Source organism: Mucilaginibacter agri (assembly GCF_009928685.1).
Classification (GTDB): domain Bacteria; phylum Bacteroidota; class Bacteroidia; order Sphingobacteriales; family Sphingobacteriaceae; genus Mucilaginibacter; species Mucilaginibacter agri.
The window spans coordinates 316076-331609 of record NZ_WWEO01000044.1 but is presented as its reverse complement, the minus strand read 5'-3'; the positions used below and the strand labels follow the sequence as shown (position 1 = coordinate 331609).

Here is a 15534-nt window from a genome sequence, read left to right as displayed (position 1 = left end):
GATTTAATGCAAAGAGGCTATCCCGATCGGGGTAGCCTCTTTGCGTTGGTATCAGTTTTTGTCGAGCTTTAATTGCTCGGCATCAGTTATTATAATCTCTGGTTTGCCTTTGTAGTCAATAAATTTGCCTGTTATGCAAACCTTTTGATTCATAAATATTTTTTCAGGATCGCCGCTAAATTTCTTGCGGTCATCGCCCTTAATAACCAGGGTAAGTAACTCATTCGGGTGTGCCGCACCAATGTTAAGCAACGTTGTTTGCGAGTTATCAAAAAACTTACCATCAACCACTTTTTCGCAAAGAGTAACGGTTTCGTTTATGTGTTTTCCGGCGTCTTTGGCCTCTATTTTGGTTTGTCCAAAGCTCTTTATGGCACCTGCTACCACCAGCAGGCATACTATTGCTAATTTTTTCATGCACTTAGTTTGTATGGGGTAAAATTATAATTATTTCAATACAACCTAATGCCTTTAGGGTAACAAGTTTGATGACGGTGAAAATGAATAAAACGATTTTTTGAAACCCCAACTGCTACTGGTAATTTAATGATCTGCAGAAACGCTCTAATACAAATGCTCGTATATGAGTTAATAGCCGCTTTGTGATTTCTTAAAGATTAAATTATTTGTGATTAAACTTCTTTTTAGTGAAATTAGTTAAAAGTACCTATGGGCAACCGCCAACCACCCGATATACTATCAGGCAGCTTTAATGAGCAGCTGTATGGCTTGTTTGCGCAATGCCCGGCACCTATGGCCATCCTCAAATCGCGGGAGGGCATATTTGAAGTAATTAACCCGCAGTTTATAAAAATATTGGGGTACCGCAATGTACTTAATAAGCCTCTTATTGATGCCTGGCCCGAATTTCATCGTTATTGGGGCGATGTATCATCGCGCGTTTTTGACAGGGGCGAATCCATTTATCATTACAGCTACGCTGCAGAAGCCGATTGGAAAGACAATGGTACAACCAGTGTAGCTTATTTCGATTTTGTTTTCTCGCCCCACATCAATGCCGAAGGCATAGTAGATGGCATTGTGGTTAGTGGGCTGGATGTGACCAATAGGGTGGTAACGTTAACAATGCTTGCCCGACAAGAGCTGGTGCTTAAAAGTGTTACCGAAGCCGCTGCCACTGCGCTATGGATGATAGATGTGCATGGCGACATTACATACGTAAGCCAGGCTTGGGTACGGTGGACGGGTAAGCCATTTGAAACACACCTGGGCAGGGGCTGGCTTAATAGTGTTGTGGAAGAAGACAGGGAGCATGTTTTCCATCGTTTCGCCTTATACTTTGCTGCCAAGAAAGTTTACAATATTGATTTTCGGATTATTAGCGACCATGGCGATCTACAGTGGATAGCTGCTACAGGCAAGCCGCGTTATTCTGCAGACGGTGAATTTGAAGGTTATGCGGGTTCGTGTATGGATATTACAGAACGCAAGGAGACAGAAAGCCATTTGAAAGAGAGTGAGCAACGTTTCCGTAAGATCGCTGATACTGCTCCCGTATTTATTTGGATGGCAGATACATCGGGTAAAACATCTTTTTTTAACAAGAGCTGGCTGGATTTTACCGGTAAGACCTTCGAGGAGTCTGTAAATACGCATGAAACTGAAGAGTTGCATCCCGACGATAAGGAGAAAGTTTACAGCATATATGCTACTGCCTTCGAAAAGCAGGCTGAATATTATCTTGAGTTTAAACTTCGCCGCTACGATGGTGTGTACCGCGACATCGGAATGAAATCGGTGCCCCGCTACTCTCCCGAAGGTGAGTTTGAGGGATATATCGGGTCGGGCATGGATATTACCGAAACGAAAGAGCACGAGCAAATTAAGAACGAATTTATCGGCATGGCCAGCCACGAATTAAAAACGCCGATAACATCTATAAAAGCTTATGTGCAATTGTTGCTGAGTATTTATAAAGATCATGAGGACGAAGACTTTCTGAAAAAATCGCTTTCGACTATTAACAAACAGATCAACAGGCTTACACGCTTAATAACCGATCTGTTGGATGTATCAAAAATAGAAAGCGGCAGGTTGAGTCTTAATAGCGAGGTATTTGTACTGAATGACTTGTTGAAAGAATGTATTGATGAGGTACAATACACTGCACCACATCATGACATAGTACTCGAAGAGGAAGCGCGGTATTCTGTTTATGCAGACCGTGACCGCATAGCGCAGGTTATTACCAATTTGCTTACCAACGCCATTAAATATTCGCCCGAAACAGATCGTATTGATGTATCAATTAAAAATAATAATGGGCATGTGCGGGTTACAGTGCATGATTACGGAATTGGTATTAGCAAAACCGAGCAGGAAAAGATATTTAATCGTTTTTACCGTGTTGAGGGTCGTAATGAGCAAACGTTTTCGGGTTTTGGCATAGGGCTTTATGTAGCCGCCGAGATTATCCGGCGCCATAAAGGCACCATTTGGGTAGATAGTGAAAAAGGAAAAGAGTCGTTCTTTTCTTTTGAATTGCCAATGGTGGACGATGAAGTTTAAGTATAACTTGTGGGCTATATCCATCGTTCACGGCCTTTCTTTTTTTTAATTTACCTAAACACTGGGCCTCGTATTTTGTTAAACTAAAGAATCATCTACTTAAAAGTACAACAGATATGAAAGATCAAACCAAAGTAATTGCAGCGCTTTTAGTAGGTGCTGCTGCCGGTGCAGCTATTGGATTATTACTGGCCCCCGAAAGTGGAAACGAACTGCGTGAAGATATTGCCGATTATGTAAACGATTTATTCGAGAAAGCAAAAAATCAGGCGCAGAACACAGTTGGCGATGTTAAAGAATATACCAGCAGTGTGGTAGATAAAGCAAAATCGAAATTTAACGGTATAGTTGGCGATGCAACCGATTATAAAGACGAAGCGGTTGATGCTGCGGAGTCTAAAGTTAACGAAGCCAAAGATAAAGTTAAAAGTACAGCTAACGATTGGAATAACTCTATCCAACAAGCATAATCTTATCGAACTTTTTGAAATGAAACCCGCCAAAAGCGGGTTTTTTTATGAAATAAAAATTTAAATGTTGATACTGCAGGTTGTATTTTTTGATTTTTATTTGTTTCTTTGCTATAGTTATTTTAATAGGGGTATTAAATGACTATGAATGAAAGCCGGATCCTTGATCCGGCTTTTCTTTTTTCTCACTCTTTTGGTAGTCTAATCAGATTGCCATTATTAGTTCAATTTCCGCATAGTTTAACAGTGAAATTATCTTTTAATCCGCTGTTAGGATTACAAACCCAAGGTTTGTGAGTTATATTAACATGATTCTTTGTTGATTTACAGTTGTTTATTGTAATTTTTTTGTTGGAGATCAACTATAAATCTATTTTAGCTGTTTATACGGGAAAATTACGATCCAATAGTTTGTTATGAATGACCAGACCCGGCCAGAGGGGCCTTTTAAAATATCGTTTGACTTGTATGAGAACGGTAAAGAGACTAATCTGCTAGTTTTACCTTGTAATGAAACCTATATCGTGGTAAAAAACGACGAACATTTATGCACCATTGTTAAAACCTTCGATCAGCCCGACTATTGGGAATTACAGGAAGGCAACCTTAAGGAAGAAGTGGTAGAAAAAATGGGAGCAGCCATAAGTAAGTATGGGAGCTCCGTTTAAAATGCTTTACTTTGTAGCCAAATGAAGTGGAAACTTGGCGATTTTGTGCGTTTTGTGGATGAAAAACGTGAGGGTTATGTAACCCGGATATTTGATGATCAAATGATTGGCGTTACGGGAGATGATGATTTTGAGATACCTGTATTGGCTACCAAAGTTACATCCGTTTACGGGCATGGTGCAGCGGCTAATAATAATGATGATAGTGCAGCATCAATAGTTCCAGCTGCGGCTTTTGTGCAACACGGTGTATATCTGGCAGTTGTTAGCGATAGCCGTGCCGCCTCAGTGGTTCATTTTCATTTGGTCAACGAAACCTCCTTTGAGCTACTGGCCACGCTTACCACGCAACAACAGGAAAAATATAAGGGCGAATTTTCGGGCATTATTGCTCCACATTCAACTGTAGATATGTATGCCGCTCAACTAGCAGACATACAGCTCTGGCCGGTGTTTGATTTGCAAGCTCTATTTTATACCAAACAACAAGTTAAGCCAGGCAAGCCGATAACATTCAGCGAAAAATTTAAGGCTAAGGATTTTGCAGGTACCAAAAAGACCGTGCCTATATTAAAGCAAGCCGGTTGGCTGTTTCGCCTGGATGAAGCCGAATTGGTGATAGATGCCCAAAAGCTAAAGGAAAGTTTTTTTAAACCTGCCGAAGAAAAGCAGGAACTTGACAAACCGCAACACGATATAGACCTGCACATTGAAAAGCTGCGCGACGATTATCAGTTTTTGGACAGTAGTGAAATCCTCCAGATACAGTTAAACCATTTCCGTAAAATGCTGGACGCTGCGATTGTGCACCAGATGCCATCCATCGTATTTATACACGGAGCGGGCAATGGTATTTTAAGGCACGAAATTCACAAACTACTTGGCCGCAACCAAAAAGTACAAACCTTTATGGATGCTCAAAAAGAGAAATTTGGCTTCGGAGCCACGAGAGTGATGTTGAAGTAGTTTGTCGATATAGTTTGTCGATTCGATAATTTGTTAATTGTCAGGCTTAGCGACATAGTCTAGCCTATCGATCATGAGATATTAAAAGTAATGCCGCACCCAAATGGATGCGGCATTACTTTTATAAGATCATTGACAAATTGTCGAATCGACAAATTAAGATCATTCTGATTTCAAACTCTTAACCGGGTTTACTAGCGCAGCTTTAATAGCCTGAAAACTTACTGTAAACATGGCAATACAAACTGCTATTAGTCCTGCCAGCCCAAACATCCACCAACTAATAGGAATACGATAAGCAAAAGCTTGTAGCCATTTATCCATACCCCACCAGGCAATAGGTGTGGCAATGATCATAGCTATCAATACCAGTTTTAAGAAGTCAATAGATAATAACCTAACTAAACCTGTTACGCTTGCACCAAGCACTTTGCGGATACCTATTTCCTTGTTCCGTTGCTCAGCGCTAAAGGCGGCTAAACCAAACAAGCCAAGGCACGAGATAAGAATTGCCATCAGCGTAAAGGTGTTAATGATCTGCGATAAGGTAATCTCTGCCGTATATTGCTTATTCACTTCTTCATCTAAAAACGAATATTCAAAGGGGGCAGAAGGCACATCTTTGTGCCACAAAGCCTCTATCTGGCTTAACAGGGTCTTATAATTACTGCTGTTAGCTGCTACAATTAGATTTGACAGGTCGCCCCGATTAGGGTTATAAGCCAACATAAATGGCCTGATAGCATTATGTAAAGAATTATAATTAAAATCTTTCATAACGCCGGCTATCTCTACATAAGTTACCGGGTTAGGCAAGTATTGCGTGTATAACCGTGTGCCAATGGCCGTTTTGAGTGTTAAGCCTAATTTCTTAAGGAGTGTTTCATTAATAATAACCTTACCCGAATCATTCTGCGTAAAATCTCTTCCAGCAATTAACTTAATACCCGTTGTTTTTAAAAAATGCTCGTCGCTTGCCATGTTGTCGGCATCAACGGCTGTAGTCATATTGCCACCTGGAGGGTATACGCCATGATCTTGTAATACAAGCTGGCCCGGATAATTATCCGATTTGGTGACGGCCTTTATGTCGGCTAACTGGCGTAAATCATTCGCAAAGTTTGCCATTTTACCCTGTGTTTCGCCGGTGTAAAAACTAAAGACCAATTTTTGGTTCTTATCAAAGCCAAGGTCTTTATTTTTAATAAAATTGAGCTGGCTGTAAATAACGATAATCCCCGTAATTAGTACGATAGAAAGTACAAACTGAAACACCACCAGCGAGCGGCGAATACCGGCGGCAGAAACATGGCTTGTGAAGTTACCTTTTATAACTTTTATGCTTTTAAAGGCAGAAAGATAAAATGCAGGATAGCTGCCCGCCACTAAACCGGTAATCACAATAAGTGCCGACAATAAAACCCATATTCTATAATTACTGAATAGGCATAGTTGAATATCAGTATGGGTGATCTGGTTTAAATAGGGCATTGCCAATATTAACAGGGGTAACGCTAATGCCACACCAATAAAAGAGAGTAAAAATGATTCACCCAAAAACTGGGTGATCAGGTTTGATTGGCTGGCACCGATTACCTTTCTAACGCCCACCTCTTTGGCACGTTTCGACGCTCGGGCCGTTGAGAGGTTCATGAAATTTATACAAGCTATAACCTGTATAAGCACGGCAATCAGTATTAGGATGTATAAAAACGATGGGTTTACCGCTGGACTTAACTCAATCTCAAAACCAGGAGTGGTATGGATCTTGGTTACCGGTTGTAATATTAATTCCTTCTGCATACCCAGATTTTTCAGTTCCTGCGCACCGTATTTGTTTAAGAAAGCGGGCAGTTTATTTTGAAAAGCAGTTACGTTGGTATTCGGACGTAATTTGATGTAAGAGAAAACAAAATTATTGCCCGACCAGGTTTGGTCTGTATTTACATAAGCGCCAATACCTCCGCTGTTCATGGCTATAAACATATTTCCGTGCAAATGCGATTTGCCCAGGCTTTCGTCAATTACGGCGGTAACCTTAAAATCGTGCTTGCCATAAGCATTATCAATGCTGATCATTTTACCAACCGGGTTTTCCGTGCCGAAAAGTTTATCCGCCATAGGCTTTAAAAGCACAATGTTATACGGATCTTTTAGTGGATTGCGGCTATCTCCATTTACAAAATGATAAGTAAAAATGTCAAAGAATCCGGGGTCGGCAAACAGAGCGTCTGTTTCATAAAACGATTTTTCCTTATAACGCACCAAATGCTGTTTGGTGCCCACCAAACCGGAGTTTACAACGCGGGCATATTGTAATACCTCATTAAAATCGGCTTTCATTGTGGGTGCGGTAGGGGGCGAAGTTGCAGCACCTTTTCGTTTATCGCCCCTGAAATTCATGTTTGAGGTGATACGGTAGATATTCCCTGCATCTTTAAAGTGCCTATCGTAGCTGTACTGGTCTTGCACATACAATAAAATATACAGGCAACATAGGGTGCCGGCAGCCAAACCGATAATATTAATGAAGCTGAATGTTTTGTTCTTCAACAAAAATCGCAAGGCTGTTTTGATATAGTTTTTAATCATAACTGTTGTTATTGATATAATTGTGATACGTTATTCAGAGCGCAGACTTTTTACCGGGTTAATTAGCGCCGCCTTAACAGATTGAAAACTTACAGTAATGAGTGTTATCAATAGTGCGATAATGGCCGACAACACAAACATCCACCACTCGATAGGGGCGTGGTAAGCAAAGTTCTGGAGCCATTTATTCATGCCATACCACGCCAATGGTGAGGCAATAATAAGTGAGATAATTACCAGGATAATAAACTCGCCCGAGAGCAGTGTGAACAATGATGCTACACTGGCGCCCAATACTTTGCGGATTCCTATTTCTTTAAAGCGCTGTTCGGCGGTAAACATAGCCAGCCCTAACAGGCCAAGGCATGATATAAAGATGGCCAGGAACGCAAATGCGTTAGAAAGCTTGCCGATAATTTGCTCATTCTGATAGAGCTTTTGATATTCCTCGTCAGAAAAACTATAATTGAAGTTAAAGTTGGGGTTAAGCTGTCTGCAAAGTGTTTCAAGGCCCGCCAAAGCCTGTTTGGTTTTGCCTGCTTCGGTACGGATGAGGATAGTGCCCCAATCGGCTTTTTCATCAAGTCTGATCACCAGTGGTTTAATTGGATCGTGCAGAGAGGTATAATGAAAGTCTTTTACAATACCAATGATAGTGCCTTTTTTGCCCCAAAAGGTAAGAGGCTTTCCAATTGGATCTTTGTAGCCTATACGTTTTAAAGCCGCTTCGTTAAGTATGTAACCTGTAGAATCTGTTGCAAAGTCTTTATTATAATCGCGTCCCGCTGCCATTTTAAGCTTCATGGTGCGCATAAAATCATAGCCTATAGATGCCTGGGTAAACTGGATATTTAAGTTAGGATCTTTACCAATCCAATCTACTCCGCTGGTTCCGTTTTGTATATTCATTGGCCTGTCGCCCATGCGGCTAACATTTTGTATGCCGGGCATCTTCATGGCTTCCGTTTTAAACACATCGAACTTTTTGGGTAGTTCACCATCTATCGGAATGAACACAAGGTTCTCTCGATCGAAACCAAGGTTTTTAGACTGGATATAATTTATCTGCCTCGAAATAACGATGGTGCCAAGAATGAGTACGATAGAAAGCACGAATTGAAAAATTACCAGGCCTTTACGGAACATTACCACTCCCCAGTTTAACTTCAATGTCCCTTTTAATACTTTTATTGGGCTAAAGGACGATAAGAACAATGCAGGATAACTACCGGCTATAACGCCCGTAACAAGCGTAATTACAACGAGTTTTAACCAGAATTCAGACTGTGCAAACGGTAACGCAATCTGCTTCATGGTAACGCTGTTGAATAACGGAAGTAATAAAATCACCAACAGTAATGAAATCAATACTGCTACTGTGGTTAGCATAAGGGATTCGCCGATGAACTGTTTGATTAATGATCCACGCAGCGCGCCTACAACTTTGCGTACACCAATTTCACGGGCACGCTTAACCGAACGGGCTGTAGTAAGGTTCATGAAATTGATGCAGGCTATCAATAAAATAAATATGGCTACGATACCGAAAAGCCTTACGTATTCTATACGGCCACCATCTATTTTTCCATCTGTAAAGTTGCCGTGCAAATATCCCTCGCCAAATTTCTGCATGTCCAGTTCAACGGTGAACACACCTTTTTTTTGTTCTTTGTTAAGGTTATCTAAAAAGTGAGTTAACTTCTTCTGAACTGCAGCGGGGTTAGCGTCTGGGCGAAGCATAAAGAAGCATTCTGGGCCGTTGTTGCCCCATTGTTTACACCAGGCATTCTCATCCAGAAAGTTGTACCAGTTAAGCATAAAATCAAACTTCTCTGTTGATGTATTTGGGATATCTTCGAACACGCCAGTTACTATAAAATCTTTCTGATTTTCATACCGGATGGTTTTACCCATAGCAGCTTCTGGGCTGCCAAAGAACTGACCAGCCATTTTACGGGAAATAGCTATACTCTTTGGAGTACTAAGCACAGATTTAGCATCACCCTGGAGTAGCGGAAAACTAAACATTTTAAAATAATCAGCCCCTGCTGAGTTGCCTTGCAGTTTGATTATTTTATCTCCAACCTGAAATGTATTGGAATTATCGAAAGCAAGGTTGGATGCATATTCTATTTCCGGGATGTCTTTTTTTAACTCATCGGCCAGCATTCCGGGCGTATTGTATTGCCCGTGTGCTTTATGATCATAATAACTGCGCTCGATAACATAATAAAGTTGCTTGCCGTTTTTATGGAAGTTATCCATAGCCAGTTCATTTTGGATCCACAGCATAATCAACAGGCTACAGGCCAAACCAACAGATAGGCCAAGTATGTTAATAAACGAATGCGCCTTGTTTTTAATTAAGTTACGCCACGCAATTTTTATATAATTTTTGATCATAAGGAGTTAAGTGTTAAGGAAAGCGTATGAGGCCGCCTGCCATTGGTAATATTAAATGGTCACTTACAGTTGTAAAATAATAATAAGCATGCCATATTGTTATATTATTGATTATTAATACTTTATGATTGATTCTTGAATTTGTACCGTTCGAATTCGGACAGTGTGATGTGCGGTTTTAAACTTTTACCCATTAATTGGGTTAATCACCTAAACTAAAGTGATGGATATTAATGTTTAGCATTTAAAAATCACTTTTTTATAGCATTTTTGCAGCCTGAATTAATGATGACTCGTTCGACTAAACTTTACAAATTTCTACCTGGTATAATTGGGCTTATATTGGTTGCAAGCCTTTGTAGTTTTAATAAGCAAGATGGAGATGGCGACAACGCTCCATTTAAATTCCATACTATTATTATTGATGCTGGCCACGGGGGGAAGGACCCTGGCGCACATGGCGCATATTCGCTCGAAAAAAACGTAGCCCTGGCCATTGCACTTAAACTACAAAAAGCCATACAGGAGCAAATGCCGGAGATTAACCCTGTAATGACCCGCACTACAGATAAGTTTGTAGAACTAAACGAGCGCGCCCGCATTGCCAACAGTAGTAAAGGCAATCTTTTTATATCTATTCACTGTAACTCGTCGCCCGTTACTAAAGGTAGTAGAGAGCGTGGAGTGCTATTGCTAGTTTATGGTTACCATCGCAGCGAAGAGCAACGCGAGGCCATTCGCGAGAACTCGTCGATATTTATTGAGAAAGACTACAAAACAAAATACGGCGATTATGATCCTAATTCGCCTTCGGCATCTATCATCCTAAATAATTACATGCTTAAATACCGTAAGCAAAGTATTATGTTCGGTAGCCTGGTAAACGATCAGCTTAAAAATACGGACGATCGCCACAGCCTGGGTGTAAAGGAACAGGGATTGTTAGTATTGGCGCATAGCGCTATGCCTGCTGTACTGGTAGAAACGGGCTTTATTAATAATACGCAGGATGAAGACTATCTCAACTCTGAAGAGGGACAACACGCCATTGTTCAGTCTATAGTTCGTGCCATTAAAGCATATAAAGATAAAATCTCGATAAAATAATTTACTGATAATCAGATATCTGATTGTTTACTTCTATAAATATCTACTAAAACTATAGATTTTATATTTTTTGTATATATTTGTTACTGTTTAACGTTCTTTTTATTACTTATCCAGAAAGACCGAGGGAAAGGCCCTATGACGTCTTAGCAACCTATACTGTTTGAAAAAATAGTGAAAGGTGCTAATTCCTGCTTCTGCAAACTTGCAGAAGGAAGATAAGAGATAACAAGCAACCGCTTGTTTACAGATGGGTGTCGCTCATCGGTGTGCTCTGGATTAAGTGGAAAAAGATTTCAACATTTAATTTAAAAACATCATGAGAGTTTATTTGGACAACGCAGCTACCACGCCTTTAGACAAAGAAGTTTTTACCGCTATGACACCCTACCTGCTGGATCACTTCGGCAATCCATCCTCACTTCATGAACACGGGCGAATGGTAAAAAGCGCCATCGAATCGGCACGTACAACAATCGCTAATTTGTTGAATGCAAGTCCGGAAGAAATCACGTTTACATCAGGTGGCACCGAGGCTGATAATACGGCTATCTTGACAGCTGTAAAAGGCGAAGGCATAACCCACATTATAACTACACGGTTCGAACATCATGCCGTATTACATACCTTGGATAACCTGCAGCAGAAAGGTGAGATCAACGTGAGCTTTATCAATTCTGATAACAACGGCAATCTTGATCTTGAGCATCTTGAAATTTTACTAGCTACCAACCCACGCAGCCTGGTGTCTGTAATGCACGCCAATAACGAGGTCGGCAATTTGAATGATATTGAAGCCATAGGTGATCTGTGCGAAAAGTACAACGCGTTGTTTCATACGGATACCGTGCAAACTATGGGGCATTATCGTCACGATCTTAAAAAGTTAAAAGTTCATTTCCTAGCAGCATCTGCACATAAATTTCATGGACCTAAAGGAATAGGCTTTATTTATTGCCGCAAGGGTATTAAATTAGTGCAGCTGATACATGGTGGCGGACAAGAGGCTAAATTAAGAGCAGGAACGGAAAATATCCATGGAATAATTGGTCTGGCAAAGGCACTAGAAATTGCTTACCAGGATATCGATCATCATCAGCAACACATTCAGGGATTGAAGGATTATGCTATCGATCAGCTTAATGAATTATTGCCGGGGATTAGCTTTAACGGAAACTCGGCAAATGCCGGTAAAAGCCTATACACCGTGTTAAGTGTAGGCTTACCTTCGCTATCCTTGCCGCGAAGCTTGTTACAGTGTTTGGACGAGTGCGGTATATCGGTATCGGGCGGTAGTGCCTGCTCGGCAGGAGGGGTATCGCATGTGCTGAAAGCTTTACAGGCCGATGCGTCGCGTGATACCATCAGGTTCTCATTTAGTAAATTGAATACCAAACAGGAGATCGATTACGTGATCGAACAATTGGCTAATATATTTCAACTTAAAGCAGCTTAATAATTAGATACTAACATAAAAATTAACAATATTATGAGTTTACGACTAGGCGACAAAGCGCCAAATTTTAAAGCAAAAACCTCGGAAGGGGATATCGATTTTTACGAATTTTTAGGCGATAGCTGGGGGGTATTGTTTTCGCACCCTGCCGATTATACGCCGGTTTGTACAACCGAACTGGGCCGCACAGCTTCATTGAAATCTGAGTTCGACAAACGCAATGTTAAAGTTGTCGCCCTGAGTGTGGATTCGGTAGAATCACATAAAGGGTGGATAAACGATATTAACGAAACGCAGAACGTAGAAGTTAACTTCCCGATCATTGCCGACGAAAACCGCGAAATAGCCGAAGCCTATGATATGATCCACCCTAATGCATCATTAACTGCTACCGTGCGCTCACTATTTATCATAGCGCCCGATAAAACTATTAAACTGATCATTACTTACCCAGCTTCTACCGGGAGAAACTTCCAGGAAATTTTACGCGTTATTGATTCATTGCAGTTAACGGCCAACTACAGTGTGTCAACTCCCGCCGACTGGAAAGATGGTGAGGAAGTCGTTATCGCACCAGCTATTAAAAACGAAGACATCCCGGCGAAATTCCCTAAAGGGCATGTGGAAGTTAAACCTTATTTACGTTTAACGCCTCAGCCGAATAAATAATTGCTATTGATACCTGCGCCATTGTAGGTTTGGTAATGGTATCAATAATATTTCAATAAAAAAGCACGGGCAGCCTTAGATGGCGCCGTGCTTTTTTATTGAAGTATCCTGAGGTTAGCTTTTCTAATTTTTTATATTCCTTGGTGTAATTTTAACACGTTTAAGATTATTTTTATATACTTGAACAATTATTGTCATTGGCGCTTTCGATGCGCTGTAATGGCGCCCAGATATAAACCGGACAATCTGACTCGATCTATTAATTTATGAAAAAAAGTAAACTTTTTCTTTATGCCACCGCGTGTGGGCTTATTGCTATGCAATCAGGTTTTAGTCAAACTAAACCAACTAAGTATACAGTAGCTAATAAAGGGGTGAAGGTATTTACCACAGCAAAAAATACCGATTTAAAAATCAGTGCTACCGAAAGCCTGAGCTTTACAGATAAACCACAACCGGCCGAGACCGAGGTGAGCGTATTTGTAGATCCGGATAAGAAATTCCAAACCCTTGTTGGTATTGGTGGTGCCTTAACAGATGCATCGGCCGAAACTTTTTACAAGTTGCCTAAAGACAAGCAAAAAGAGTTGATGACTGCTTATTTTGATAAAACTAATGGTATAGGCTATACCATGGGCCGTACCCATATTCAAAGCAGCGATTTCTCTAGCGATAGCTACAGCTACATTGCAGATGGCGATGCGGACCTGAAAACTTTCAGCGTTGCGCACGACGAAAAATATCGTATTCCCTTTATTAAAGAAGCAATTGCAGCAGCAGGCGGTAAACTAAATGTGTTTGTTACGCCATGGAGCCCACCGGCTTTTATGAAAACTAACAATAACATGCTGCGTGGAGGTAAACTGAAACCAGAATTTGCGCAGAATTGGGCTAATTTCTACGTGAAGTTTATCAATACGTATGAGAAAAAAGGCATCCCTGTTTGGGGCTTATCGGTGCAAAATGAGCCAATGGCTACGCAAAGCTGGGAGTCGTGCATTTATACTGCCGATGACGAGCGCGTATTTATTAAAAAATATTTAGGTCCAACTTTGGCTAAAGCAGGTTTAGGCAGCAAAAAGTTAATGGCCTGGGATCATAACCGCGATTTGATGTATCAACAAGCCTCTACTATTTTAGGCGATCCTGATGCTGCTAAATATGTTTGGGGTATTGCTTACCACTGGTACGAAACCTGGACTGGTGCCGGCATGAACTTCGAAAGCGAACGCCGCACACACGAGGCTTTCCCTGACAAGCAATTAATGTTTACCGAAGGTTGCCTGGAGAAATTTGATTACGATAAAATTAAAGACTGGGCTTTGGGTGAGAAATATGGTTACTCAATGATTAACGATTTCAATGCAGGTACTGCAGGTTGGACTGACTGGAACATCTTGTTAGATGAAAAAGGTGGACCTAACCACGTTGGTAACTTCTGCTTTGCGCCGGTGCACGCTGACACCCGCAGCGGCGAGTTGATCTACACCAACGCATTCTACTACATCGGTCAGATCTCTAAATTTGTTAAACCAGGTGCAAAACGTATCGCTGTAGCTGCAAGCCGCGACAAACTGTTATCTACCGCTTTCCAAAACCCAGATGGCAAAGTCGTAGTAATTGTAATGAACCAGAGTGACGATAAAATTCCGTACTTTTTATGGATAAAGGGTAAAGCAGCTAAAACAGAAAGCTTACCTCACTCTATGTCGACACTTATTGTGGAGTAATTATTGTTAAAATAATATAACTAAAAAGCCCGGGCAATAACCCGGGTTTTTTAGTATATATACTTTGAAAACAGCCGTTAGAAGGTTTTATTTGTTATTTATTTAAAATCTAAACATATTCAGATGTTTGTTATTGATGATGCTGCGTACAATAAGTTTTGGATAAATGCGTATTAATGCAAATTAAGTATTAAAGGGGCTATAAAAAGTTAGTTAAATAATATTTTGTTAAAAGTTTGGGTTACTTAATAAAATATTTAAAAAAGTTTTTCAACTTAGCATAATTGATATAGTAACATATATTAATTTTATATAAATTTAGCTTAAATTTTTAAACCTGTGAACAACCTTCATTTACAAAATGATGATGAATTAACCCATTCGTTAAAAAACAACGACGAATCAGCTTTCACAGAGATTTATAACCGTTATTGGGACAGGTTATATTATATAGCCCATAAATTATTAAAGGATACTAACGCTGCAGAAGAAATAGTGCAGGAAGTTTTCCTGACGTTATGGAAAAAGCGGGATGCTCTTAATATCCAATGCCTCAATCATTACCTTTCTGCAATGACACGCTATAGCGTGTATCACTACATAGCCAGCGAAAAGAAATGCAAAGTAAAAGAAGATAACGTGGCCCTGTTAAATGTGGCTGCTATATCTGAGATCAACGTAGATCATAAAATACTTTTGCAGATCATTACCGAACTCTCCAATAAACTACCTGAGAAATGCAGGTTGGTTTTTCAATACAACAAACTTCAAGACCAGTCACTAAGCGACGTTGCGCAGATGCTTAACATGTCGCAAAAAACCGCTGAAGGTCATTTAACAAAAGCTTTGCGCATTATTCGCTCGAATTTAGGTAGTGCAACTAGCGAACTTTTGGTATTTCTTATTTTTTTAGAGCATTTCAAAAAATAGTTGTCTCTTTTCTT

12 protein-coding genes and 1 riboswitch are annotated in these 15534 nt (G+C 40.3%); of the genes, 9 read left to right on the top strand and 3 right to left on the bottom strand.

Annotated elements, in window-relative coordinates; genetic code table 11:
- Positions 1 to 51: 51 nt before the first annotated feature.
- On the bottom strand, positions 52 to 417 hold the full coding sequence (locus GSY63_RS17705; protein ID WP_166587166.1) for a hypothetical protein: 366 nt from the start codon (positions 415 to 417) through the stop codon (positions 52 to 54).
- Positions 418 to 669: 252 nt separating this feature from the next.
- Between GSY63_RS17705 and GSY63_RS17700 the strand changes: the two genes are divergently transcribed.
- From GSY63_RS17700 to GSY63_RS17685, 4 genes are all read left to right on the top strand, one after another.
- Positions 670 to 2529, top strand: coding sequence for a PAS domain-containing sensor histidine kinase (locus GSY63_RS17700; RefSeq protein ID WP_166587165.1), 1860 nt, complete (start codon positions 670 to 672; stop codon positions 2527 to 2529).
- Positions 2530 to 2645: 116 nt separating this feature from the next.
- On the top strand, positions 2646 to 2999 hold the full coding sequence (locus GSY63_RS17695; RefSeq protein ID WP_166587164.1) for a YtxH domain-containing protein: 354 nt from the start codon (positions 2646 to 2648) through the stop codon (positions 2997 to 2999).
- A 416-nt stretch (positions 3000 to 3415) separates the two neighbouring features.
- Positions 3416 to 3667, top strand: coding sequence for a hypothetical protein (locus tag GSY63_RS17690; protein ID WP_166587163.1), 252 nt, complete (start codon positions 3416 to 3418; stop codon positions 3665 to 3667).
- A gap of 21 nt (positions 3668 to 3688) precedes the next feature.
- Positions 3689 to 4633 carry a Smr/MutS family protein gene (locus GSY63_RS17685; RefSeq protein ID WP_166587162.1) on the top strand — a complete coding sequence of 315 codons (945 nt, stop codon included), beginning with the start codon at positions 3689 to 3691 and terminating at the stop codon, positions 4631 to 4633.
- A gap of 162 nt (positions 4634 to 4795) precedes the next feature.
- On the opposite strand, the gene GSY63_RS17680 is transcribed toward GSY63_RS17685, so the two are convergent.
- Together GSY63_RS17680 and GSY63_RS17675 are read right to left on the bottom strand one after the other, a co-directional pair.
- On the bottom strand, positions 4796 to 7225 hold the full coding sequence (locus tag GSY63_RS17680) for an ABC transporter permease (protein ID WP_166587161.1): 2430 nt from the start codon (positions 7223 to 7225) through the stop codon (positions 4796 to 4798).
- 30 nt (positions 7226 to 7255) lie between these two features.
- A complete protein-coding gene (locus tag GSY63_RS17675) occupies positions 7256 to 9628 on the bottom strand; it encodes an ABC transporter permease (protein WP_166587160.1) in 2373 nt (790 codons plus the stop codon).
- A gap of 285 nt (positions 9629 to 9913) precedes the next feature.
- Between GSY63_RS17675 and GSY63_RS17670 the strand changes: the two genes are divergently transcribed.
- The 5 genes from GSY63_RS17670 to GSY63_RS17650 all read left to right on the top strand — a co-directional run bounded on the left by GSY63_RS17670 (position 9914) and on the right by GSY63_RS17650 (position 15520).
- Positions 9914 to 10735 (top strand): N-acetylmuramoyl-L-alanine amidase family protein, encoded by an 822-nt coding sequence (locus GSY63_RS17670; protein WP_243749261.1) that lies wholly within the window; start codon positions 9914 to 9916, stop codon positions 10733 to 10735.
- A gap of 106 nt (positions 10736 to 10841) precedes the next feature.
- Positions 10842 to 10960: riboswitch (SAM riboswitch) on the top strand.
- A gap of 94 nt (positions 10961 to 11054) precedes the next feature.
- The gene (locus tag GSY63_RS17665) at positions 11055 to 12191 is read left to right on the top strand and encodes a cysteine desulfurase family protein (RefSeq protein ID WP_166587159.1); all 1137 of its coding nucleotides are present in this window, start codon (positions 11055 to 11057) and stop codon (positions 12189 to 12191) included.
- Between the two features lie 33 nt (positions 12192 to 12224).
- A complete protein-coding gene (locus tag GSY63_RS17660) occupies positions 12225 to 12860 on the top strand; it encodes a peroxiredoxin (RefSeq protein ID WP_166587158.1) in 636 nt (211 codons plus the stop codon).
- Between the two features lie 266 nt (positions 12861 to 13126).
- Positions 13127 to 14590, top strand: coding sequence for a glycoside hydrolase family 30 protein (locus GSY63_RS17655; protein WP_166587157.1), 1464 nt, complete (start codon positions 13127 to 13129; stop codon positions 14588 to 14590).
- A 339-nt stretch (positions 14591 to 14929) separates the two neighbouring features.
- The gene (locus GSY63_RS17650; RefSeq protein ID WP_166587156.1) at positions 14930 to 15520 is read left to right on the top strand and encodes an RNA polymerase sigma factor; all 591 of its coding nucleotides are present in this window, start codon (positions 14930 to 14932) and stop codon (positions 15518 to 15520) included.
- Positions 15521 to 15534: the final 14 nt, after the last annotated feature.

Coding starts and splice junctions, on each gene's coding strand:
- GSY63_RS17705 (WP_166587166.1), bottom strand. CDS start 417: ATGAAAAAATTAGCAATAGTATGCCTGCTGGTGGTAGCAGGTGCCATA.
- GSY63_RS17700 (WP_166587165.1), top strand. CDS start 670: ATGGGCAACCGCCAACCACCCGATATACTATCAGGCAGCTTTAATGAG.
- GSY63_RS17695 (WP_166587164.1), top strand. CDS start 2,646: ATGAAAGATCAAACCAAAGTAATTGCAGCGCTTTTAGTAGGTGCTGCT.
- GSY63_RS17690 (WP_166587163.1), top strand. CDS start 3,416: ATGAATGACCAGACCCGGCCAGAGGGGCCTTTTAAAATATCGTTTGAC.
- GSY63_RS17685 (WP_166587162.1), top strand. CDS start 3,689: ATGAAGTGGAAACTTGGCGATTTTGTGCGTTTTGTGGATGAAAAACGT.
- GSY63_RS17680 (WP_166587161.1), bottom strand. CDS start 7,225: ATGATTAAAAACTATATCAAAACAGCCTTGCGATTTTTGTTGAAGAAC.
- GSY63_RS17675 (WP_166587160.1), bottom strand. CDS start 9,628: ATGATCAAAAATTATATAAAAATTGCGTGGCGTAACTTAATTAAAAAC.
- GSY63_RS17670 (WP_243749261.1), top strand. CDS start 9,914: ATGATGACTCGTTCGACTAAACTTTACAAATTTCTACCTGGTATAATT.
- GSY63_RS17665 (WP_166587159.1), top strand. CDS start 11,055: ATGAGAGTTTATTTGGACAACGCAGCTACCACGCCTTTAGACAAAGAA.
- GSY63_RS17660 (WP_166587158.1), top strand. CDS start 12,225: ATGAGTTTACGACTAGGCGACAAAGCGCCAAATTTTAAAGCAAAAACC.
- GSY63_RS17655 (WP_166587157.1), top strand. CDS start 13,127: ATGAAAAAAAGTAAACTTTTTCTTTATGCCACCGCGTGTGGGCTTATT.